Here is a 23438-nt window from a genome sequence, read left to right on the forward strand (position 1 = left end):
AATCGCCCACATCGTGGGCTCCTACAAGGGAGGGGGCGTTTGGGTTTGGGGTGGGGGGAGTTCGAAGTCGCGGTGGGCATGGGGGTTGCCGGTGCGGCCGGCTTCGGCGGCCTTGGCGATGTTGTACATCTCGCGGGCGGTGACGTAGTGCAGGACGTAGTTCACGCCGTCGTTGTAGACGCGCTCGAGGTAGTCGTGCATGGCGTCGGCGGGGGCACCCAGCAGGGTGTCCATGTCGCGTTCCTGGGTGCCGTGGGTGTGCACCTTGACGAACACCCATTCGGGGCGGCCTTCGACGTGGATGCCGGTATCCACCCACTGGTCGATGCGTGACGGCGTCGGGGGGCAACCCTTGCGCACGTCCGAATTCTCGATGCGGGGGACGATGCCGAAGCGGCGATCCTTCCAGTTCAGGCCCAGCGGTCCCTGGATGATCAGCAGGTCGCCACTGGGCGTGCCGCCCACGCGCATCGGTACGCCGGTGTCGTGCGACTTGCAGCGGTGGGGGTCGTCGGTGGCGTAGTAGATGGCGTTGGACATGCGCGTCTGCGTATCGCTGGGCGCGGAGGGCAGGGTGAAGTCGGCGTAGCAGCCCAGCTGGCGCAGCAGCACCAGTTCGTTGTTGATGCCGCACCAGCGGCCGTCCGCACGCGAGTTGTCCAGGCACCAGTTGCCGTGGATGAAGGCGAAGCGCAGCTGGCCGGTGACCGGATCGCGGGGCAGCGCGCCGTGGCGTTCGTGCAGGAGCCGGTTGAAGCGATCCATGGTGGCGAGGAAGTTGGCTTCGGTGTCGTTGTCGTGGTGCAGGTGGATCTCGATTTCGCCATGGCCGTCGGCACATAGCGACTGCAGCTTGTCCAGGTGTTCCTCCACGTATTCCTCCTCCGGATAGAAGAAGGTGTGCTGCGGCATGCGGCCGTCCGCGTCGCGGTGGCGTCCGGCCAGCGCGCGGTAGTCGGTGCACCAGCGATCGACCCGGCGGCGCTGCGTGGCCATGTCCACACGGCCCCAGTTGGGCTCGAAGTGATCGACGAAGCAGAACATCACGTGCACCGGGCCGTCGACCTTCGGCGGCTTGCGCCGGGTGAGGTAACCCCACAGCCAGTACTGCATGTTGCGCGCGCGGATGCCCAGCGTGAGGCCCGCGGCGGCCAGTAGCACGAGGACGAGAAGGCATGCCAGGACGATCATGCGGCGGCTCCCGCCGGCACCAGCGTAAGCAGCTGTTCGGCGTTGTTGCGCCATTGCCGTTCACTGGCGATGTAGGCGCGGGCGGCGCTGCCCACGCGTTGCCGCTCCGCCGCGAGTCGGGCCAGCGTGAGCACGCGCTCGACGCAGGCGGCGGCGTCGCCGCGCGGAAACAGCCAGCCCGTGCGGCCGTCGGCGATCACCTCGGCCACCGGCGCGTAGTCCGGTGCGACCACGGCCACGCCCATGCCCATGAATTCGAACAGCTTCATCGGCGATCCGTAGGCATTGGAATTGGGCAGCACGGCGTAGTCCATGCAGGCGATCCAGCCAGCCACCTCGTCATGCGGTACGCGCCCGGGCAATAGCACGCGATCGCTCAGTCCGCGCGCGGCGATCAGCTCGCGCACCGCCGGCAGGGTCTTGCCGTCGCCGACGAACACCAGCGCGAGTTCGGGGACGTCGGCCAGGCGGCCGGCGATGGCCTCCACGAAACCGTCCACGCCATGCCAGTGCGCGAACGCGCCGATGTGACCGCAGACGACGCGACCGGTGAGCCCGCGTTCCGCGCGCAGCGCGGCCACGTCGAACCGCGACGGGTCGAAGCGCGGCAGGTCCACGGCGTTGGGCGATACCACCGAGGGGGCGATGTCACCGTATGCGCGGCGCGCGGTATCGAGGAAATACGTGGAAATGAACACCAGTCCGCTCGCATGGCGCAGGCACCAGCCTTCGATGCGACGCGCTAGGCGCGTCATGACGAGCGGCCGCACGCGATCGACCAGCGCGGAGTCGTTGATTTCCAGCACCAGCGGTATGCCTCGACGACGCGCGAGCCAGACGGTGGCGAACAGGAACAGCGAATACCGCTCGTAGACCAGCGCCGGACGCGCGACGCGCCAGGCCCGGGTCATGCGGAACAGGGTGACGACGTTATAGAGCAGTTCGAACACCTCGAAGACGATGCCCGGCAGCCGCGTGACCATCGAGGCGACGCGTCCCCGGCCGGCCGCCGTGGCCGCGTGTTCCTCGCGTTCCGGGTCGGCGCCGGGGAACGACATCACCGCGACGTCGTGGCCCAGCTCGCGAAGCGCCTGCACGATGCCGCGGATGTGCACGCCCTCGACATGACGCCCGCGCGTACGGTGGTGATAGAGGATCTTCATGGCGCGTCACCCTCCAGCGCGGCGAAACGGAATCCGCCGTCGATCCATTCCGGCAGCATCACGTCCAGCGCCTGGCGAGCCTTGTCGGCGTCGTCGTGCATGAGCACGATGTCGCCGGGGGCGGGCGGCGTGTCGCGCAAGCGTGCCACCAGTGCATCGACGGGGGCATCCTGGTAGTCGAGGCTGTCGTACGACCAGTACACGAGGTTGCGCTTGCGGCGCGCGAAGTGCAGCAGCAGCCCGGCACCCACGTAGCCGCTGGGGGGACGCATGCGGTGATGGGGGCGTTGGTCGAACCGACGTAGCAGGGCATCGGTGCGGTACACCTCGTCCAGTTGCCTGCCGAGGCTCATGCGCCGGAACGACCAGTGGCTGTACGAGTGGTTGCCGATCATGTGGCCTTCGTCGACGATCCGCCGGACGATCGCCGGGTGCCGTTCGATCTTCTCGCCGACCAGGAAGAAGCTGGCCTTGACGCCGTGCCGGGCCAGCGTATCGAGCAGGGCGGGCGTGTGCGCGGGCTCCGGGCCATCGTCGAAACTGAGGTAGCGCAACGAAGCGCCGCGGTGGCGGGTGGACACGAGGGCATCCGGCAGCAGGCCGAGCAGCTCGTGTTTTTTCGGTTTCCAGGTCATAGGGTCGGGGGCAGCCGGTCGGCACGTTCGGTGGAGGGGGCGGCATGGCGGGCGACCGCGTTCAGCAGCATGCGGTCGAGCCGGTCGATGTTGTCGTCCCAGCGGAAGCGCGCGGCGTGGGCAGCGATCGCCGCGGTGTCGAACGGCCGCGCCAGCGTATCGCACAGTGCGACGGCCAGTGTGTCCGGTCGGTGCGGTGCGACGAGGCTGCCCGCATGTGCCGGCAGCACCTCGGGAATGCCGCCGACGCGTGTCGCCACCACCGGGGTGCCGCAGGCCATGGCTTCCAGCACGACGTTGGGCACGCCTTCGTTGTGGCTGGGCAGGCAGAGCAGGTCGGCCGCGCGGAACCAGTCGGCGGTGGCCGCATGGTCCACGGCGCCGATCATGCGCAGGGCGGAAGCGAAGCCGAGCGACGCGGCGCGACGCGGCAGGGCATGGCGTTCCGCGCCGTCGCCGACGAACACCAGGCAGGCGTCGTCGTGGACGCGGGCGACCTGGGCAAACGCGTCGAGCAGGTCGAGGCACCCCTTGGCCGCCTTCAGGTTGCCCACGAACAGGACGATCCTTCCTTGCGTGGGCAGGCCCAGGCGTTGGCGTGCCTGGTCGCGGTCGCCGGGATGGAACACGGCGGTGTCCACGCCGTTGTAGAGGGTTTCCACGGCGTCGGCGCGCGCGCCCAGCGCGACGGCACGCGTCGCCAGCGCGCCGCTGACCGCGACCACCGCGTCCGCGTCGCGCAGCGCCGGACGGATCTGCATGCGGCGCAGCAGCGATGCCGCCTGCACGTTGAGGTCGCTGCCATGCACCTTGACCACGTAGGGAATGCCGAGCAGCCGCGCCACCCATCCGCCGGCCACCGCATCCGGGAACGCCCAGCTGGCCAGCAGCACGTCGTAGCGTGCGGCCCGCAACGCGCGGCCGCGTTGCCACATCACGCAGGCGAAGAAGCACAGCGCGTTGAGGAAGCGACCGATGCCGGGCGGGTGGTAGAAGGTGAAGCAGTCTTCGCCGAGCCCGCTCACGCCGGTGGCGACACGAGGGCCACGGCCCTCGCGGAAATCCACGGCGGTCAGCACGTCAACGGTGTGCCGCTGGCCCAGGCGCTGGAACTGCTGGCGGTTGAAGGTGCCACGCCGCGGGTCCCAGGGCGTGGGAAAAAGGTTGGTCAGGACGAGGATCTTCACGCGGCGGCCGCGCCGCCGAAGTACAGCTGTCCATAGCGAGACGCCATGGCGCCGAGCGAGCCGTGGGCTTCCACCCAGGTGCGCGCGGCGCGCCCGAGCCGGGCGGCACGTTGCGACTCATGGAGCAGGCGCAGCATCGCCTCGGCCAGCGCGGGCGGATCGCAGGCCGGTACGAGGCAGCCCGTGCTCCCGTCTCGCACGATCTCCGCGTTGCCGCCGACATTCGTCGCCACGATGGGCAGGCCGGTCGCACAGGCTTCCAGCAAGGCCATGGAATAACCTTCGGTGACCGACGACAGGGCGAACAGGTCCAGCCCCTGCAGCAGTTCACGCACGTCGTCGCGGTCGCCCAGGAAGTGCACGCAGCCGGCCACGCCCTCGTCGAAGGCGCAGGCGCGCAGGGTATCGCGCAACGCCCCGTCGCCGATCAGCACCAGCGCGGTGTCCGGTCGCTTGTGGTGCACGATGCGGAAGGCACGGATCAGGCCGGCCTGGTCCTTGGTCCAGTTGAGCCGGCCCACGTTGCCGATGATGCGGGTGCCGGCGGGAACATTGAGCCGTCGCGTCAGCCGCTCGTGCATGGTGTCGGAGGCGACGTCGAAGCCTTCCAGCCGGATGCCGTTGGGCACCACGCAGGTCTTCTTCGCGGGTGACACGCCACGGCGCAAGGCATCCTGACGCGCAGCCTCGCACACGGCGACCACGGCGTCGGTGGCGCCCAGCGCGCGGCGGAACAGCCACTCGCGGCGGCCGCCCTTGCGGTTGGCGCCGCCCATGCCGTGCCGCGTGTTCACCACCTGGCGGATGCCCAGGCCGGTGCTGGCCAGCACGGCCTGGTAGTGGGCCACGGCGTTATGGGTGTGCATGACCTCGGTGGCGTGCGCGGTAAGCTGCCGGCGGACGCGGCGCAACGCGCGCAGGTCCGGTCCCGGCCGCTTGTCGCACGCGTGCACCGGCACGCCGATGGCGGCCAGTTCGCCGGCCAGCGAGCCCGCCTCGAACAGGCAGATGACCTGCACCCGGTGGCCCAGCCGATGCTGTTCCCTGACCAGGTCGATCACCATGCGCTCGAGGCCGCCACGGTTGAGGTTTTCCACGACATGGCTGATGTTCACGAGGCCAGCTCCGAAATGGTGACGCGCCGCTTGCCGCTGCGCGTGAGGGGAATGTCGTCGACGAAGTGGCATTGCAGCTGCGCGCTGTCGCCCAGCACCTTGCGCACTTCCCGGCGGATGTAGTCGAGCGAGGCCTCGTCGAAGCCCGGGCCGCGCACGATGGCCAGGTCGAGCCGGTCCAGCCGCCGCTGCACCAGCTGGAACCGCGTCACGCCCGGCACGTCCTTCATCATGTGCGGGAAGAATTCGCCGGGCAGCACGTGGCCCGCCGGCGTGCGGATGGCATCCAGCGTGCGCCCGTCCACGGAGGCCAGCAGGGGCAGGCCGCGACCGCACGCGCAGCGATGCGTGGCGTGGGTGGCCATGTCCCCGGTGACGTAGCGGATGAAGGGCATGCCGCGGTTGAACAGGTCGGTGATCGTCACCTCGCCGCTGCCCTGGTGCACGGGCCGACCGTCCACCAGTGTCTCGACGAGCAGGTGATCGGCATTGACGTGAAGCCCGTCGCGGTGTTCGCACTCGGCGGCGATCAGCATGAATTCGCGGCAGCCGTAGGTGTTGTAGGTGGGCGCGCCGAACGCGCGCTCGATCAGGTCACGCTGGAACGGGTGCAGCGCCTCGGCCGCACCGATAACGGACACCGGACGCGCCACGCGGCGACCCGTGGCCAGCAGCCATTCGGCCAGCCGTACCAGCGGGCCCACGTAGCCGACGATCACCTCGGGGCGGTACGCGTCGATCGCGTCGGCATAGCCGGCCAGGTTGTGTTCGCTCATGTGGAAGCTGTCGAGCAGGCGACGCGCGAACACCGCGTTGTAGAGGCGATCCTTCACGCGATGTGCGGTCGAGGTCTGTCCGACCGCGCCGCCCCACAGGAACAGCGTGCGCCGGCCCATGCGTGAGCCGGCCCATCCGTAGCCGCGCCACATCACCGCCACGCGGCGGTCGTTGCTCTCGCGCGTGAAGCCGAAACGCAGCGGCTCGCCCGTGGACCCGCCGGTGGTCTTGTAACCCAGCCCGGCCTTCAGCGAGGCGGCCTTGAGGTCGTCGGCGTTGGCACGGATGTCCGCCTTGGTCAGCACGGGCAGGCGGGCGAAGTCGTCCAGGCTGCGGATGTCGCCGGGTTGCATGCCCAGTTCGGCCCAGCGTCGGCGGTAGTAGGGCACCTCGCGCCAGCACCAGTCGATCAGCGCGCGCAGGCGTTCCAGGCGCAAGGCCTCGATCCGCTCGGGCGCGAGCCATTGCTCGCGTTCGTAGGCACGCATGTAGCGCGGCGTATCGCGGCGGCGCAAGCCACCCTCGTACGCGGGCCACACCACGTGGCGCAGCAGGGCTTCGTAGGCGGTGCTCATACGGTCCTCAGCAGCACGGCGACCAGGACGAAGAAGCCGGCGATGGTGCCCATGGCGGCGGGCACCCAGCGCCAGCCGCCGTCGGACAGCCGGAACAGCGGCAGCCCCGGCCAGCGCGCACGGGCGCCGACGTAGTAGCCGGCGACCATGGCGGCGATCAGGTACATCACGATCATGTAGCTGCGGCTGAGGAAGAACGCGGCGGCGAATAGCCCGCACAGCGACAGCAGCAGGGTCAGCGCCATCTGCCGCTCCGTGGCCCAGGCCGCTGTCGTCGCCGCATCGTCGCCGGTGGGGCGTACATGGCGCACGATCGTCAGCATCATCCAGAAGCCGTAGCCGACGAAGGCCAGCCACAGCACGAAGCCGACGAAGCCGGTCTCGGCGATCACCAGCACGAACGAGTTGTGTGCGGTCAGTTCGTTGTATTCGGTGAAGTTGCCGGCCCCCACGCCGAGGATCGGATGATCGCGGAACATCTCCAGCCCGGCATACCAGGCGTCCACACGCCCGGCCGCGGATTCCTCGCCGGCGTCCAGTTCGTCCATGCGCGAGGACAGCAGTTTCATCACGGTGAGGCCCAGCACGCCGAGCACGCCGGCGACCGCCATGCCGCGCCGATACCACACATAGCCGCCGGCCACGATCAGCACGGCCAGCATGGCGCCACGCGAGTTGGTCAGCAGGATGCCGTAGAGCAGCAGGGCCGCCGCGGCCAGCCAGGCCAGGCGCAGGATGCCGCCGCCGCGCCGACCGAGGAACACGGCCATGGGCAGGGTGGCCGCGAACAGCAGGCCCAGGTCGTTGGGGTCGTTGAAGATGCCCACGTACTGGATGCGCCCGCCCTCGCCGATGGGGGTGCCGGTCCAGCCCACGCCAGTGCCGGCCTGTTCCACGCCGTGCAGCGCCAGCACCACCGCGCAGACGACGAAGACGGCCATGGCCGTGCGGACACGCCGCTGCGTGCGGCAGGCGGCGCCGAGCACGAAGAACGCGATGACGGCGGGGCCGAAGCGTGCCAGTTCGTCCAGTGCGCCGCCGGTCCAGCCGTTGGCCACTTCCGAGACCATGAGGACCAGCAGGAAGACCGGCAGGATGATGAACTGCGGCGCCTGGATGGTCTTCTCGCGTGAGGCCAGCCAGCAGGTGAAGGCCAGCAGCAGGACCACCGGCAGGATCGGCACGGCGTCCAGGCCGGGCACATAGTCCTGCGGGCGGATGATCGTCAGTACGACATACAGCAGGATCAGCGCGAACATGGCTGCGCCTGTGGCGGATGGGCTTCGTGGCGGGTCGTTGGGTAACTCATCAGTCGCGGCAGGGCCAGCATCGCGGCGAACCAGCCGGGGCCCATGTTCGCTTCCACCGGCAGGCGGTTCAGCGCATAGCGGTTGACGCCGGGCTCGGGATTGGTGCCGCAGACATAGCTGCAGGCCAGCCGGAAACCCGCGTTGCGCGTGGCTGCGATCACGGCGTCGCTGTAGGCGCGGTCGCCGCCCACGGGATACGACATCAGGATGGACGGCGTGCCCAGTTCGCGATCCAGGGTGGTCTTCGATTCGCGGATCTCGCGTTCCATCACGTCCTGCGGCAGCCGGGCCAGCATGCGGTGGTGCACGCCGTGCGAACCGAACTCGAAACCGGCGCCGCTCATCTCGCGGGCCTGGTCCCAGGTCATGGGCCGGCACGCGGCCGGACGCGCGTCGACCGAAGGCAGGTTCCACTCGTGTTCGAGGCGTTCGGTCATGGCCGTCTGCGCCAGCGCGTCCAGCCATTTCATGCGCAGCAGCACGTTGCCGGCAATGCGTCGACGCGAGTCGCGGTCCGGCGGCAGCGCGATGTCGATGCCCAGTTCGGGCAGCTCCAGCCGCGGCGCAGCGGTGACCAGGATCATGTGCACCAGCCAGTCGTAGCCATAGGGACGCCCGCTGTCGAGATGCCCGGTGGAGACGAAGAACGTGGCGGGTACGCCCACCTCGTCCAGGATAGGCGCGGCGACATGGTAGTTGTCGTCGTAACCGTCGTCGAAGGTCACCGCGACGGTGTCCGGCGGCAGCACCTCGCCCGCATCCAGCGCCTCGACGATGTCGGTCAGCCGCATCGGCCGGAAGTGCCGCGCGATCCAGCGCATCTGTTCGCGGAATTCTTCCGGCGGCGTACTGATCAGTTCCATGTCGAACGCGTACGTAGCCGGGTCCGGCAGTGGCATCACGCGGTGATAGGCCAGGATGCGCAGGTCGCGTTGCCACCAGGCGCGCACACGTTGCAGCGGCGTCAGCAGGCCACTGGAATAGCACAGTTCTCCCAGCCGGCCACGCATGCCGGGGGCGCCACGTACGGGCATATCGGTCACCATAAGTGCAGCCTTCGGTTGCGGGCGAAGGCCAACAGGGCCTGCGCCGCGAAGAGGTTGAGGTAGAAGAACGCCAGCGCGATGCGCAGCGGCAGCCAGCGGCCCAGCGGTGGCAGGCAGCGGGTCAGCACCAGCAGCACGCCGCCGCCGAGCAGGCTGCCGAACGCCACCGCGTACATGGGGTGGCGTGTCGCCAGCGCGCCGGTGCTCACGGCAAGCGCCACGATCAGCCACGGCGCCATCAGGCGCAGCAGCTTGTGGCTGACGAAGCGGAACCACAGCGGGTTGGACCAGGGCAGCAGCAGCCAGGGCGCCAGCTGCACCAGCTGGAAATTACCGGCCAGGGTGCGGATCTTGCGCCGGCGCTCGTCGGCGGGCTCCTGCGAGGGCCGGTCCCAGGCCATGGCCTTCGGCTCGAAGACCACGCGCATGCCCTGCGCGGCCACCCGCATCGGCAACAGCACGTCGTCGAGCACGGTGCCGGGCGGCAACGGCGAGAACAGGCTGCGGCGCATGGCATGCAGCGCGCCGCTGACGCCCACGGTGGAGCCGGACAGCGCTTCCGCGTGACGGATCGCCTTCTCGTAGCGCCAGTAGGCATCCACGCCCTGGGCGAAGCCCGTGCGGACGTGCTCCATGTGCAGTTCGCCGCCCACGGCGCCCACGGTGGGATCGGCCAGGTTGGCGACCAGTTCCCGCAGTGCCACGGGCGACAGCCGCTGGCGCACGTCCGTGAACAGCAGCACGTCGCCACGCGTGATCGCCACGGCGTCGTTGAGGCAGGCCGCCTTGCCCCGACGGTTGGGGAAATCCAGCACGGCCAGGCGGGTGTGGGTCGAGCGGCGGGCCAGGGCGGCCGTGGCATCGTGGCAACCGTCGCAGGCGACGACGATGTCTACCAGGGCGGCGGGGTAGTCCAGTCGTTGCAGGTTGGCCAGCTTCGCCTCGATGAAGGCGGCGCCGTCATGCACGGCGAGCACGATGCTCACCGTGGGCAAGATGGCCTCGCGTGCCACCGGGCGTGGCCGCAGGCGTGCCTGCAGCCAGACCAGCAGCGGATAGCCGGCGAACGTATGCACCAGCAAGCCCACCGATACCCAGCAGACGACCCAGGCGAGATGGCTCATGGCCGACCCATGAGGCGGCTGAACAGGCCACGGCGCTGGGTGGCGGCCACGCGTGGCGCGGCGGCCATCTCGGCGGCCAAAGTGCCCAGCGTGCCGTTGGCCACGTCCAGCAGGTTGATCTGCACGCCGCTGAGCGTGTGCACGCGATGCGCCATGTCCACCGCGAGCAGCGAGTGCCCGCCGACGTCGAAGAAATTGTCGCTGGTGCGGATGCGGCGCGTACCCAGCAGCTCCTGCCAGATGCCGGCGAGCAGGCGCTCGGTCTCCGTGTGGGGCGTGGTGTCGTCGTCGGGAGCGGCCATGGCGGCCTCGTCGTGCACGGCCAGTGCCGCGAGATCGGGTTCACCGGTGGCCAGGGTGGGTAGGGTGTCCAGCACGTGGACATGGTCGGGCATCGCCCAGGCCGGCAACGAGGCGGCCAGCGCGGTACGCACCGCGTCGGCATCCGGACGCCGTCCCGGGGCCGCCACCACGTGCAGTTCGACCCGGGCGATACCACCCGGCTCGTGACGCGGCACGGCGATGGCCCGGACCACGCCCGGCTCGCGCAGCGCGATCGCTTCCAGCGCGCAGGGCTGCACGTCCATGCCGTGGCAGCGCAGGCGGCGGTCGTCGCGGTCCAGGACCTGCAGGCGGCCCCCGCTCAGCCAGCGTCCGCGGTATCCCGTGCGCACGAGGCCCGCTTCCGCGCTGCGTCGCGCCGCACGGGCGCGTTGACCGAACGGCATGGCCAGCAACCGGCCGCCCACGGCGAGGTCGCCTGCGGCGCCAATCGGTGCCGGCTCGCCATGGACGTCGAGAATCCAGGCCTCGCCGTGGGCGAGGGTGAGGCCCTGGTGCAGCGTGTCCGCCGCGGCGTCCAGCGCGCCGCAGGTGATGACGGGCGCCACGGTCGGGTCGCCGAACAGCATCCACACACCGGCCGAGGCCTTCGCCACGCGCGTGGTCAACTCCGCCGTGGACGAGCCGCCGACGATCACCGCGCGCAGTCCGGCATCGCCTTGCCAGCCGCCGGCGAGCAGCGCATGCCAGGTTTCCGGCGTGGCGATGCACAGGTCCATGGCGTCCAGACGACCCGCAGCGGCCTCGCTCGTACCCATCTCGACCCAGGTGGCCCCGCTGGCCAGCGCCATCAGCGGGCCCAGTACCGAGAGCGGATCGCCCGGCAACGCATCGCCGCCCAGGCGCATGCCGGCGTGCACGCCCAGGGCATCCCCGAGCGACTGCACGAGATGCCCCAGCGTGCGCTGCGACAGCGCCGCACCGACGGCCTTGCCCTCTGCATCGTGCGTCTGGAAGGCGACGTCGGCCATGTCCGGCGAGGCGCCGCCGTGCGCGGTGGGGGCGTCGACCTCGGCCAGCCACGGGGTGTCGGTATCCAGCCAGACCGCGCATGCTTTGGGCCAGTCGAGCAGGGCCTGCAGGCCCGCGTCGCCGACCATCACCGTGGCGTGTGCATCGGCCAGGCCATCGCGCAGGAAGGCGGCGGGATCGTCGCGGTCGAGCAGCAACGCCGTGGCCCCGGTCATGCCAATGGCGAGCAGGGCGGCGATGCGGTCGATACCGCGCTCGACGCACAGACCGACGACGCCACCGTCGCCGGCACCACGCTCGCGCAGCCGTGTGGCCATGCGCCCGGCACGCTCCTGCAGCGCCGCGTGGCCGATGCGCCGCGTACCGTGCTCGATCGCCACGTCGTGCGGCATCGCGGTGGCCGTGGCCTGGATCATGCCGTGGAGGTCGCGCGGCGGCTCGACCGCCGTGTCGCTCACCTGCCAGGCGCGCATGCATTCGCGCTCGGCCGGCGTGGCGGCGGTCAACTCGCCGAGTGTGAGGCCGGGGTCGTCGATCACCCGACGCAGCATGGCGAGGTAGCGCTCCCGCATGCGGCACGCGGTGTCGGCCTCCAGCAGGTCCGCGTTGTAGGTCACGCCGCCGACGAGTCCCGCCTGGCTTTCCAGGAACCACAGGCCGAGGTCTTCGGTGGCCCCGCTCTGGAACAGGAGGATCTGCTCGTGCGCCAGGCCACCCCAGTCCGCCGCGCGCTGGCGCCCGTCCTGGAACGAGAACAGCGCCTGGTACAGCACGGCGCCGTTGCCGTGCACTGCCGTCAGCTCGCGCTGCAGGTATTCCAGCGGCACGTCCGGATGCCCGAACGCATCAATCGCCGTACGCCGTACTTCACGCACGAAGGCTAGGAAGGGCAGCGCCGGATCGATCGTAACGTGCAGGGGCAGCAGGTTGTTGAAATACCCCATGACCGCTTCGAGCTCGCTGTGGTTGCGTCCGCGTACGGGCGTGCCCACCACCAGTTCGTTCCGTCCGGTGGAACCGGCGAGCATGGTGAAGTACAGGGCGAGCAGGGCCATGTTGAGCGTGGCATCGGCCTGCCGTGCCACGTCGTACATGGCATCGGTCTGCTCGCGCGAGACGCGTATCCACTCGGTGCGGCCCAGTCCGGACATGCCGGGACGCCGCGGCTGGTCGGTGGGCAGCGCGTGCACGTCGCCGCGTCGCGCCAGCCGTTCACGCCACGCGGCCAGTTGCGTGGCGAAGGCCGGCGATTGCAGCCATCGCGCATGCCACGTGGCGAAGTCGCCGTAGGTCACGGGCAGTGCCGCCAGCGACGACGGGGCCCCCTCGGCAAAACAGCGGTACAGCGTGGCGAGTTCGTTGGCGAAGATATCGAACGACCAACCGTCCCAGACGATGTGGTGCGGCATGAAGAACAGCACGTGCTCGTTCTCGGCCAGCCGGAACAGCCGTGCGCTGAACAGGGGCGCCGTGCCCAGGTCGAACGGGGTATCGGTCAGCGCCTGCAGGCGCGCCATCAGCACGGTATCGCGCGCGTCGTGCGGCACGTCGCGCAGGTCTTCGGCGGGAAACAGGGGGTAGTCCAGCCGTGGCATGACCACCTGGGCCACGTCGTCGCCGAGCGTGCGAAACGCGGTGCGCATGCTCGGCTGCCGCTGCACCAGTGCCTGGAACGCCATGGCGAAGGCGTCTTCGTCCAGCGGGCCGCGCAGGCGATGGGCCGACGGTGCGTTGTAGGTGACGCGTCCGGGATGCATGCGTTCGAGTGCCCACAGGCGGTGCTGCATCAACGACAGCGGTGCATGGGTCTGGTCGTCGCGGTGGGCGATCGGCTCGGCCACCGGCGCGGTGCCGGCGTCGATCCGTGCACGCAGGGTCGCGGCCAGGCGTTCCACGCTCGGCGCATCGAACAACGTGCGGAACGACAGCGCCACGCCGAATTCGCGGTTCAACGTGGCGGTGAGCTGGGCCGCAAGCAGCGAGTGTCCGCCCAGCGCGAAGAAGTCGTCGCGCACGTCGAGCCCGGGCAGGGCCAGCACGGCTTCCATGGCCGCGGCCACGCGCCGCTCGTCGTCGTTGCGCGGCCCGACGCGCGTTCCGGGGGCGGCGCACGAACGGGCGATCGGCGGCGGCAGCGCACCGCGGTCGATCTTGCCGTTGGGCAGCAGGGGAATGGCGGGGAGGGCGAGGACATGCTGCGGCAGCATGTAATCCGGCAGTCGCGAGCGCAGTCGCGAGCGTAGCGATTCCTCGTCGGGCATCCCACCGTCGCGACCGACGACGTAGGCCACCAGCCGCACGTCGCCGGGGCGATCCTCGCGCGCCATGACCACGGCACGCGCCACCTCCGGCAGGTCGGTCAACGCGCTTTCGATCTCGCCGGGCTCGATGCGGTAACCACGCACCTTCACCTGGAAATCGAGGCGGCCCAGGTGCTCGATCAGGCCGGCGGACGTCCAGCGGCCACGATCGCCGGTACGGTACATCCGCGAGTCCGGCGCTTCCGACCACGGATCGGTGACGAAGGCCGCGGCGGTCAGGTCAGGCCGGCGCAGGTAGCCGAGTGTGACGCCCGCCCCACCGATGTGGATCTCGCCGGGCACGCCCAGCGGGCAGTGGTTGCCGTGCTCGTCCAAGATATGCACGGTGGTGTTGGCGATCGGGCGGCCGATGTAGATGCCGTCACGCGGGGTGTTCACCCGCCAGTACGTGGAATACACGGTGGTCTCGGTGGGGCCGTAGCCGTTCCATACCTCGCCGCAGCGCTCCAACAGCGCCTCGGCCAGGTCCAGTGGCAGGGGCTCGCCGCCCGACACCGCGCGGAAGGCCGGCCGGCCACGCCATCCTGCATCGACCAGCAGGCGCCAGCCCGCCGGCGTGGCCTGCATCATCGTGGCGTCGGCCTCCTCGATCAGGCGGCGCAACTGGCCGCCGTCGCGCACGTCGTCGCGGCCGGCGATCACCACCTCGGCACCGCTGGTCAGCGGCAGCATCAGCTCCATGAAGGCGATATCGAACGAGAGCGTGGTGACGGCAACCAGGCGGTCGTCCGGTGCGATACCCGGCACGCGTTGCATGCTGGTGAGGAAATTGGCCGCTGCACGGTGCGGTACGCGTACGCCCTTGGGACGCCCGGTGGAACCGGAGGTGAAGATCACGTAAGCCACCGAATCCGGCGTGGCCGCGCGGCGATCGCGCTCCGGGCGCTCGAACGAGGCGTGCACTACCTCGTCGTCGCCCAGGGCAAGCACGCGGCTCGCGTCGATGGCGAAGGCTGGCGGAGCGGCATCGTCGACCACCAGTGCCGCCAGCTGGGCGTCGTCGGCCATGAACGCCAGGCGCTCGGCAGGGAACGCGGGGTCCAGCGGCACGTAGCCGGCACCCGACTTGAGCACGCCCAGCACCGAGGCCAGCATGTCGAAGCCGCGGCCGAGCGACAGTCCGACCAGCGCGCCGTGACCGATGCCGCGGGCGCGCAGGGCGTTGGCGATGCGGTTGGAGCGCGATTCCAGCGCGGCGTAGGTGAGCGTGCGGTCCGCATGGCGCACGGCGATCCGCTCGGGCGTACGGTCGCATTGCTGTTCGAAGAACTCATGCGCCAGGCGCAGTTCCGGAAACGGCGTGGGGGCAGGCTGCAGGCCGGCCAGTTCGCGGTACACGGCGTCGGAGATCACGGGCAGCGCGACGGCCGTCGTGTCCGGCGCGAGCGCGGCATGGCGCAACAGGGTGACGTACGCATCCAGCCAGCCCTGGATGGTGGCGCCGTCGAAAAGGTCGGCGTTGTACTGGCATTCCAGGCGCAGGCCGCCGTCCACCGGTACGGCGTTGACGAACAGCTCGAAGTTCTCGTACTCGCGCGGCACGGCGGCGAGGTCGTAACGCAGGCCCGGGAAGCGGGCGGTGCTTTCATCCAGCGGCGCGTCCAGGTTGAACAGCACCGCGACCAGCGGCAGCCGTGCCGGATCGCGGGCCAGCGACAGTCGGGCGAGCAGACTGCCCAGCGTATGGCGCTGGTGGTCGAACGCATCCATCAGGTCGTCGCGCACGCCACCCAGCACCTCGGCGAAAGGTGCCTCCGCGCCGATGCGGGAGCGCAGCGGCAGCACGTTCACGGCATGACCGACCAACGTATCGAGGCCGTCGGCAGCCTGGCCCGCCGACGGGATGCCGATCACCACGTCGTCCTGCCCGGCGAGCCGACGCAGCAGCACGGCGAAGCCGGCCACCAGCGTCGCGTGGAAGCTGGCGCGGTGCGTCGCGCCGAGGCGGCGGATCGCATCCACATCGGCGCGGTCCAGCAGGCGGTCCTCTCGACGCGAGGCGAACGTGCGGTAGCGCGGTCGCGGGTGGTCCACCGGAAGGTCCAGCACGGGCGGCGGCGTGGCGAAGCGTTCCAGCCAGTAGCGCGCATCATCTTCAGCGGCGGGAGCGCTCAGGTAGGCGGCTTCGGCATGGGCGAAAGCCGAGAAGGCGTCGGGTGCCTCCGGCCGGTCGTCCGGCTCGGGGGCCTGACCGGCATGCCGCGCGTAGAGCGCGGCCAGGTCGCGCACGATCACGCCGAACGACCAGCCATCGCAGACCAGGTGATGGGCGCACAGGACCAGCAGGTGGCAGTCGGAGGCCAGGTCGACGATATCCGCGCGGAAGAGGGGGCCGTTTTCCAGGTCGAACGGCGTCGACACCCGTTGCGAGAACAGCGTCTGGATGCGCGCATCGCTTTCGAACGGTTGCAGCAGCGAGAGGTCGTGCTTCACCAGCGGCAGCGTGGCCTGCACAGCGACGAACATGCTCGCGCCGTCGTCGCCGAACGTGGCGCGCAAGGCCTCGTGGCGTTCGACCAGGTCGTGGAGCGCGGCCTCCAGGGCGGGGATGTCGAGCACCCCCTTGAAGGTCAGCGACATCGCCTCGTTGTAGGCCAGCGAGGCTTCCGGCTCCAGCTGGCAGGCCAGCCAGATCTCGCGCTGCGCCGGCGTGGTCGGCAGCACGCAGGCCAGCGGGTCGCCGGCGAACGGGTCGTAATCGACCGCGGTGGCGGCCTGCTCGTACGGCATCATGCGATCACCTTCAGAAACTTGCCCGGTGTGTCGGGGTTGGGGACGAACCACGCGGGACTGCCGTCGGGATCGCGACCCAGACGGGCTCCCGCCACCGGCGGCCGGGCCGCGTCCATGGCCGTGGCGTCGCGGCGGCGTGGCAGGAACCCGGCTTCCTGCATCTCCAGGACCGATTCACGGAATGCCGTGGCGATGGCAGCGAAGTCCGCCTCGTCGTGCGCGGTGGTAAAGAAACACGGGAAGTTGTCGAGGATGTGGATGCCGCGACTGCGCATCATCGCGAACAGCAGGTCCTGCAGCGGGTGGTCCTCGGTAAAGACGGTTTTCCACACCGACGCGAAGTGCACCACGTGCATGGGTGCGCCCACATCGGCGCAGAACGCCGTGAGTCCGTCGGCGAAGGCGCCGACCTTCGCGTTGAGCGTGGCCTGCAACGCCGGGCCCTGGTCGGCCAGGTGACCGAGCACGGCATGCGCGGCGGCCAGCGCCAGGGGATGTCGTACGAACGTGCCGGCGAAATAGGTGACGCCCACGGTCGGCACGGAATCGTCGCCATAGCGCCAGTCGCCGCCGTCCAGTGCATCCATGAAACGGCGTGCACCGGCAATGACACCGATCGGGAAGCCGCCACCGACCACCTTGCCGTAGGAGGCCATGTCGGCATCGACGCCGAGGACGGCCTGCGCACCGCGTGGATGCGCCCGGAATCCGGTCACCACCTCGTCGAAGATCAGCAGCGCGCCCGCGTCGCGGGTGATCGCGCGCAGCTCGCGCAGGAATGCCACGGGCTGGAAATCGGGACGCCGGCTCTGTACCGGTTCGACCATCACGGCGGCGATGTCCGCCGCGCGCTCGCGAATGATGCGCAGCGATTCGGGTGTGCCGTACTCCAGCACCAGGACATGCTCGGCGGTATTGCGAAGGATGCCGGGCGCCGCGGGCACGGAGGTCAGCTTCTTGGTGCCGCGGACCAGCACCTCGTCGAAGATGCCGTGGTAGGAGCCGGTGAAGATCACCAGCGTGTCGCGGCCAGTCACGGTACGTGCCACGCGCACGCAACCCATCACTGCTTCGGAGCCGGTGTTGCACAGCGCCGCGCGATCGAAGCCGGTCAGCTCGCAGACCTGCCGGGCTACCACGCCGGCCAGCGGGTGCTGCGGCCCGATCTCGTAGCCCTCGTCGAGCTGCCGGCGCACGGCGTCCAGCACGAAATCGGGCTGCCAGCCGAACAGGTTCATGCCGAAGCCGTTCAGCGCGTCCACGTACCGGTTGCCGTCGAGGTCCCAGACGTGAGCGCCCTTGGACCGTGCGATGACGATCTGGTAAACGATATCTTTCAGCAGCGGGCGGAACCCGTTGACCACGCGCGGATCGGCCAGGTGCGGGCGGTGTTCTTCCGTATACGCCCGCGACGCCGCCGTGCGCGCGACGTAGCGCTGCATGAAGGCATCCAGCCGTGCGCGCTGCCGCGCACTCAGTTCCGTGGCGCCGTGATGGATGCGCGCGATGGCGCCGAATGCCTTCTTCACGTCGTACGAGGTGTGCGCCAGCGCGGCCTCTTCGTCGTTGGCCGCGGCCTGCGTCCCCTGCGTCCCCTGCGTCGACGGCGCCCTTGCCGCCGTCGCACCGGTACCTGCGCCCGCAACACCCGCACCCGCAGCACCAGCACCGATATCACTACCGGCGGTAGAAGACACGGCAGTTACCGTCGCCGCCGCCTCCACGCCCGCCAGCAAAGCCAGCTGCTCGCGCATCAACTGCATCTGCTGCGCGATCACCGCCTGCACCCCACCCGGCGACACCGCCACCGACACGGTTGCCGCCACCGATACCGGTGCACCCGCCGATACCAGGGCCGTCGTAGGAGCCCACGATGTGGGCGACGCCCCCATCGCAACGCCCGATCCCGCGCCGACCTCCACGCCGGCAACCTCCGCCGGCAACAACCGATCCAGGTGACCGGCCAGCCGCTCGAACGACGAACACCCGTCCATCAGCTCGCGAAACGTCACCTTCAGCGCATAAGCCCTCTGCAACTGCAGCGCCACCTGCGTCAGGGACAACGAATCCAGTCCCAGTTCGACGAAATGCGCCGCCGGATCGACCCCCGCCATATCTGCGCCGGAGACATCCTCGAACAGGGCGACGAGTTCGCCGACGAGACGCGCGTGACGCGGAGAAACGGAGGCGGACAGCGACATGGGGTGTTCCACGGGCAGAGGCAGGGGGGACATCGGTTCGGAAGGCGTGGCCACCGTGGCCACCAGGCTGGCGATCAACGCGGCAGGCGGCGCGTCCACCCAGTGGCGTTGGCGCTCGAAGGGGTAGGTCGGCAGGCGCAGGCGGCGGCGCTGTGCACGGTGGTCCAGCGCTGCCAGGTCCACGGGGACGCCCGCGCTCCAGAGCGTACCGGCCGCATCGAGCAGGGCTTTCCGCTCGCCGGCCGGGGTATCGGTCAGGCTGGCGACCAGGGTCCGGCCACGGGCCTGGGTATGCTGGTGCCCGAGCGTGGTCAGGACCGTGCGCGGCCCCACTTCCAGGAAGGCCGTGCCGGTGTCGTTCAGCGCGTAGAGCAGGGCTGACGAGAAGCGCACCGTGTGGCGCAGGTGGCGTACCCAGTAATCGGGAGACGTGGCTTCCCCTGCCGTCAACGCGGCGCCGGTGAGCGTGGAGACGATGGGCATCGTCGGCGGCGACAGGCGGATGCCGGCGACCTCGGCGCGAAAGCCCTCCAGCACCGGCTCCATCATCGCCGAGTGGAACGCATGCGACGTGGCGAGGTACCGACAGGCCACGCCTTCGGCAGTGAGTTCGCGGCGCAAGGCTTCCACGGCGTCGCTGGTACCGGCCACGACGCTGGCATTCGGCGCGTTTTCCACGGCCAGCGACACTTCGTCCGGCAGCCGCGCCCGCAATTCATCGGCGCCCAGGCGTACCGACAGCATCGCGCCGCCGGGTAGCGACTGCATCATCCGGCCGCGGCGTGCGACCAGGCGCGCGGCATCCGCCATCGACATGACGCCCGCGATCGCCGCCGCCGCAAATTCGCCGACGCTGTGCCCGATCATCGCAGTGGGCATCACGCCCAGGCCCATCCAAAGACGTGCCAGGGCATATTCGAGGGCGAACGTGGCGGGCTGGAGATACGCGGTCGCCCGCAGGTCGTCGGTGTCCGTCGCGAACATCCGCTCGCGCAGGTCGAAACCCAACTCGCCCTGCAGGACGGCGGACACCTCGTCGAGCGCCGCGCGGAATACCGGCTCGCTCGCGTGCAACGCCTGGCCCATGCCCGGATACTGGGCCCCCTGGCCGGGAAACAGGAACACCACCCCGCATGCGTCGCCGTCGCGTTCGCGAAGGCCGGCGGCGGCGATATCGCGCAGGTTCGCTTCGGTGTCCTGGGGTGACGACGCGACCACGTGCGTGCGTTGGGCGAAGGCCTTGCGGCCCGTGGTCAGCGTCCAGGCCACGTCGGCCAGGTTGGCGTCGGGGTGCGCGGCGAGGTGATCGGCCAACCGTTCCGCGGCGGCAGCCAGGGCGGTGGGCGTGCGAGCCGACAGCGCCAGCAACTGCGGGCCCGATGCGGCATCCGACGGTGTCCGCGCGGGCGCCTCCTCGAGGATCACGTGTGCATTGGTGCCACCCACGCCGAACGCGCTGACGCCGGCCAGCAGGCGGCCCGTGCTCGGCCACGCGCGGAGTGTACGGTTCACGACGAAGGGCGTCGCGTCCAGGTCGAGTCGTGCGTGGGCCGCCTTGAAGTGCAGCGTCGCGGGCAGGCGGCGTTCACTCAGGGACAGTGCGGTCTTGATGACGCCAGCGGCGCCGGCGGCAATCACCAGGTGACCGACGTTGCTCTTCAACGAACCGATGGCGCAGAAACCCGTGTCGTCCGTGGTCGCGCGGAAGGCGCGTGTCAGGCCTTCGATCTCGATCGGATCACCCAGCGGCGTGGCCGTGCCGTGCGCCTCGACGTAGGACACCTCGCGTGCCGATACCCCGGCATCGCGTAGGGCCATGGCGATGACCGCGGCTTGCCCGCCGGCGTTGGGTGCCGTAAAGCTGGCCTTGGCTGCCCCGTCGTTGTTGACGGCACCGCCGCGCAACGTGGCGTAGATGGGGTCGCCGTCGCGCAATGCGTCGGACAGTCGCTTGAGCAGCACCACGGCCGCGCCGTCACTGAACACCGTGCCGCGGGCCTCGGCATCGAACGGGCGCGTGTGGCCGTCCGGCGACAGCATCGAACCTTCCTGCGCCAGGTAGCCGCTGTGCGGCGGGCAGGTGATGGACGCACCGCCCGCCAGTGCCATGTCGCAGCGACCGGCGCGCAAGGCGTCCAGTGCCTGCACGATCGCCACCAGCGATGTGGAGCAGGCGGTGTTCACGCCGATGGCCGGCCCGGTGAGGTTGAGCTTGTGCGCGACGCGGGAGGCCAGGTAATCCTTCTCGTTCCCGAGCATGACCTGGAAGGCGCCGAGCTTGTCGATCAGGCCGGCGCGGCCGCTGATGTGCTTCTGGTAATAGGTGGCGTTGTGCATGCCGCCGAACACGCCGACCGGGACGTCCTGCGCATCGGGGACATACCCCGCGCGTTCCATGCACTCCCAGCACAGTTCCAGGAACAGGCGCTGTTGCGGATCGGTCAGTTCGGCCTCGCGCGGCGACATGCCGAAGAAGCCGGCGTCGAACAGGTCGCTGCCGTCCACGATGCCGCGTGCGGCGACGTAAGCGGGATCGTTGCGCTCGGCGGGGCCGATGGCCGGGTCGAGTTCATCCGGCGCGAAGAAGCGGATCGACTCGCGTCCGGCACACAGATTCTCCCAGAAGGCTTCCACGTCGGACGCGCCGGGGAAGCGGCCGGCCATCGCGACGATGGCGACAGGCTCGCGGGTCACCGCTCTCGCTTCGGCCAGGCGACCGGTGAGCGCATCGCGTGTGGCTTTCCCCTCGATAAGGTCCGCGACGGCCGCTGGCGTAGGCAGTGCGAAGAAGCGGACCAGACTCGGGCGCGTCGATACCGCCTCGTGGATGCGCGTGACAAGACGCGCGGCCAGGAGAGAGCTACCGCCCAGGTCGAAGAAGTTGTCGTCGCGACCGACCCGATCGAGGCCAAGCGTCTCCGCAAAAAACTGGCACAGGCGAGTCTCGACCTCGCCGCGCGGCGCGACCCAGGCGGACGCCAGCTCGGGCCGTGAACGGCCCGGTGCGGGAAGCGCATGCCGGTCGAGCTTGCCGTTATCCGTCAACGGAAGGGCGTCCAGACGCTTCCAGGTCGCCGGCAGCATATACTCCGGCAGGGTCAGCGCGAGCGCGTCGCGTAGCGTGCGCGCCGTCACCGTGCTGTCCTGCGTCACGTAGTAGGCGACCAGTCGCGTATCGCCTGGCGTGTCCTCGCGAGCGGCCACCACCGCGGCGACGACACCCGGCAGCGCGCGTAGCGCGACATCGATTTCGCCGGGTTCGATCCGGTACCCGCGAATCTTCACCTGGCCGTCGCGGCGACCGACAAACGCGAGATTGCCGTCGGGGAGCTCACGTACTAGGTCCCCGGTGCGATACAGCGTGCCACGGTCGGACGGCAGGAAGCGCTCGGCCGTCAGTTCGGAACGTCCGAGATAGCCGCGCGCCACGCCGGGGCCGCCGATATACAGCTCACCCACGACGCCGGGTGTCACCGCCACGCCATGCCCGTCCACGACGCGCAGCACGGTGGCGCCGACCGGCCGGCCGATCGGTATCGCCGTGCCGTCGTCGGGCAGATCGCGAGGGATCGCATAGGTGGTGGCGAAGGTCGTGCATTCGGTCGGGCCGTACCCGTTGACCAGCCGTGTGTCCGGCAGCGCCGCATACGCCTTGCGCACGTGCGGGACCGACAGGGCTTCGCCGCCGACAAGGATCGTACGCAGGCCGGCCAGGCAGGTCGCATCCTCGTCGACGATGGTGTTGAACAGCGCGGCGGTAAGCCAGGCGACCTCGGCGCCGTGGGCCGCCACGGTGCGCGCGATGCCGGAGCCGGTTGGCACGAGTTCGTCGTGAACGATGCAGGTGCCACCGTTGAGCAGCGGTGCGAAAATCTCAAAAGTGGATGCATCGAAGCCGAGCGGCGCGGCATGCAACACCTTCGGCGCACCGAAGTCGATGTAGTCGCTCTTCCTGACCAGGCTCAGGATCGAGCGATGGCGTATCTCAACCCCTTTGGGTTTGCCAGTCGAGCCGGATGTGTACATCGCATAAGCGATGTCCTCGGCGGCACACACGGCATCGCTGCCGGTGGCGCGATGGCCGCCAACGCCGCCTGGCGCGGCGTCTCCGTCTCCACTCAACCCGGCGCAGGTGAGGACCGGCCGGTCCACGCAGGTGGTGTCCTCGGCGGATGTCACCACCACCGCCGCGACATCCGCATCCGCGAGCGCGAAAGCGATGCGCTCTTCGGGCCAGCGCCTGTCCAGCGGCAGGTAGGCCGCACCGGCCTTCAGGATACCGAGCAGCACGACGACGGCCGATACCGAGCGATCCATCAAGACGGCGACATAAGCGCCATGCGGCACGCCGGCCGCGATCAGCCCCGCCGCGATGCGACCGCTGCGTTCGTCCAGTTCCGCATACGTCAACGACAGCGCCGTGGAGGCCAGGGCCAGGCGATCCGGGAACGTGGCCGCCATCTGGGTGAAGCAGCCGTGCACGGTGATGCTCGCGAAGCGGCTGTCGGCACGTGCGTCCATCACCGCCATGCCTCTTCGGCATGGCGGTGACGAAACGGTATAGACCGGATGGCCGAGGGACGCATGGGCGCCCGGTGCCGCGCCACCCGTGCGCCGCTCTGAACTGCCAGGCAGGTCGTTCTTCCTTGCGACCCACCCGACGTGCCATCGGCTTTCATACGCGTCCCCCGTGCTACGCCTCGGGCGGTAAGCCGTTGCGCGTCGTTGACGTATTTATAGACGTGG

11 protein-coding genes are annotated in these 23438 nt (G+C 69.8%); all 11 read right to left on the minus strand.

Going from position 1 to position 23438, the window contains the following annotated elements; translation table 11 throughout:
* Positions 1 to 21 precede the first annotated feature (21 nt).
* The 11 genes from QRN34_RS02530 to QRN34_RS02580 are packed head-to-tail and all read right to left on the minus strand — an operon-like array spanning position 22 to position 23213.
* Positions 22 to 1191 (minus strand): hypothetical protein, encoded by a 1170-nt coding sequence (locus QRN34_RS02530; RefSeq protein WP_285401682.1) that lies wholly within the window; start codon positions 1189 to 1191, stop codon positions 22 to 24.
* Positions 1188 to 2354 carry a glycosyltransferase family 4 protein gene (locus tag QRN34_RS02535; protein ID WP_285401685.1) on the minus strand — a complete coding sequence of 389 codons (1167 nt, stop codon included), beginning with the start codon at positions 2352 to 2354 and terminating at the stop codon, positions 1188 to 1190. The genes QRN34_RS02530 and QRN34_RS02535 overlap by 4 nt, the downstream gene beginning before the upstream one ends.
* A complete protein-coding gene (locus QRN34_RS02540; RefSeq protein ID WP_285401687.1) occupies positions 2351 to 2989 on the minus strand; it encodes a polysaccharide deacetylase family protein in 639 nt (212 codons plus the stop codon). Before QRN34_RS02540 ends, QRN34_RS02535 begins: the two co-directional genes overlap by 4 nt.
* Positions 2986 to 4176: a glycosyltransferase family 4 protein gene (locus tag QRN34_RS02545; RefSeq protein WP_285401689.1), complete on the minus strand. Its 1191-nt coding sequence runs from the start codon at positions 4174 to 4176 to the stop codon at positions 2986 to 2988. Before QRN34_RS02545 ends, QRN34_RS02540 begins: the two co-directional genes overlap by 4 nt.
* Complete coding sequence (locus QRN34_RS02550) at positions 4173 to 5291, minus strand: glycosyltransferase (protein ID WP_285401691.1); 1119 nt, start codon at positions 5289 to 5291, stop codon at positions 4173 to 4175. The genes QRN34_RS02545 and QRN34_RS02550 overlap by 4 nt, the downstream gene beginning before the upstream one ends.
* Complete coding sequence (locus QRN34_RS02555; RefSeq protein ID WP_285401693.1) at positions 5288 to 6643, minus strand: phenylacetate--CoA ligase family protein; 1356 nt, start codon at positions 6641 to 6643, stop codon at positions 5288 to 5290. Before QRN34_RS02555 ends, QRN34_RS02550 begins: the two co-directional genes overlap by 4 nt.
* Positions 6640 to 7902 (minus strand): O-antigen ligase family protein, encoded by a 1263-nt coding sequence (locus QRN34_RS02560; RefSeq protein WP_285401695.1) that lies wholly within the window; start codon positions 7900 to 7902, stop codon positions 6640 to 6642. The genes QRN34_RS02555 and QRN34_RS02560 overlap by 4 nt, the downstream gene beginning before the upstream one ends.
* Positions 7890 to 8999, minus strand: coding sequence for a polysaccharide deacetylase family protein (locus QRN34_RS02565; protein ID WP_285401697.1), 1110 nt, complete (start codon positions 8997 to 8999; stop codon positions 7890 to 7892). The genes QRN34_RS02560 and QRN34_RS02565 overlap by 13 nt, the downstream gene beginning before the upstream one ends.
* Positions 8993 to 10123, minus strand: a complete 1131-nt coding sequence (locus QRN34_RS02570) for a glycosyltransferase family 2 protein (RefSeq protein WP_285401699.1) — start codon at positions 10121 to 10123, stop codon at positions 8993 to 8995. Before QRN34_RS02570 ends, QRN34_RS02565 begins: the two co-directional genes overlap by 7 nt.
* The gene (locus QRN34_RS02575; RefSeq protein WP_285401701.1) at positions 10120 to 16491 is read right to left on the minus strand and encodes a non-ribosomal peptide synthetase; all 6372 of its coding nucleotides are present in this window, start codon (positions 16489 to 16491) and stop codon (positions 10120 to 10122) included. Before QRN34_RS02575 ends, QRN34_RS02570 begins: the two co-directional genes overlap by 4 nt.
* A complete protein-coding gene (locus QRN34_RS02580) occupies positions 16488 to 23213 on the minus strand; it encodes a polyketide synthase (protein WP_285401703.1) in 6726 nt (2241 codons plus the stop codon). The genes QRN34_RS02575 and QRN34_RS02580 overlap by 4 nt, the downstream gene beginning before the upstream one ends.
* Positions 23214 to 23438: the final 225 nt, after the last annotated feature.

The sequence above is a fragment of the Luteibacter sp. ME-Dv--P-043b genome, assembly GCF_030209605.1.
GTDB lineage: Bacteria > Pseudomonadota > Gammaproteobacteria > Xanthomonadales > Rhodanobacteraceae > Luteibacter.

Excerpts from the sequence above, each read along its gene's own strand:
- QRN34_RS02580 (WP_285401703.1), bottom strand. The coding sequence starts at position 23,213 with ATGGACGCACGTGCCGACAGCCGCTTCGCGAGCATCACCGTGCACGGC.
- QRN34_RS02560 (WP_285401695.1), bottom strand. The coding sequence starts at position 7,902 with ATGTTCGCGCTGATCCTGCTGTATGTCGTACTGACGATCATCCGCCCG.
- QRN34_RS02555 (WP_285401693.1), bottom strand. The coding sequence starts at position 6,643 with ATGAGCACCGCCTACGAAGCCCTGCTGCGCCACGTGGTGTGGCCCGCG.
- QRN34_RS02575 (WP_285401701.1), bottom strand. The coding sequence starts at position 16,491 with ATGATGCCGTACGAGCAGGCCGCCACCGCGGTCGATTACGACCCGTTC.
- QRN34_RS02530 (WP_285401682.1), bottom strand. The coding sequence starts at position 1,191 with ATGATCGTCCTGGCATGCCTTCTCGTCCTCGTGCTACTGGCCGCCGCG.
- QRN34_RS02570 (WP_285401699.1), bottom strand. The coding sequence starts at position 10,123 with ATGAGCCATCTCGCCTGGGTCGTCTGCTGGGTATCGGTGGGCTTGCTG.
- QRN34_RS02540 (WP_285401687.1), bottom strand. The coding sequence starts at position 2,989 with ATGACCTGGAAACCGAAAAAACACGAGCTGCTCGGCCTGCTGCCGGAT.
- QRN34_RS02535 (WP_285401685.1), bottom strand. The coding sequence starts at position 2,354 with ATGAAGATCCTCTATCACCACCGTACGCGCGGGCGTCATGTCGAGGGC.
- QRN34_RS02565 (WP_285401697.1), bottom strand. The coding sequence starts at position 8,999 with ATGGTGACCGATATGCCCGTACGTGGCGCCCCCGGCATGCGTGGCCGG.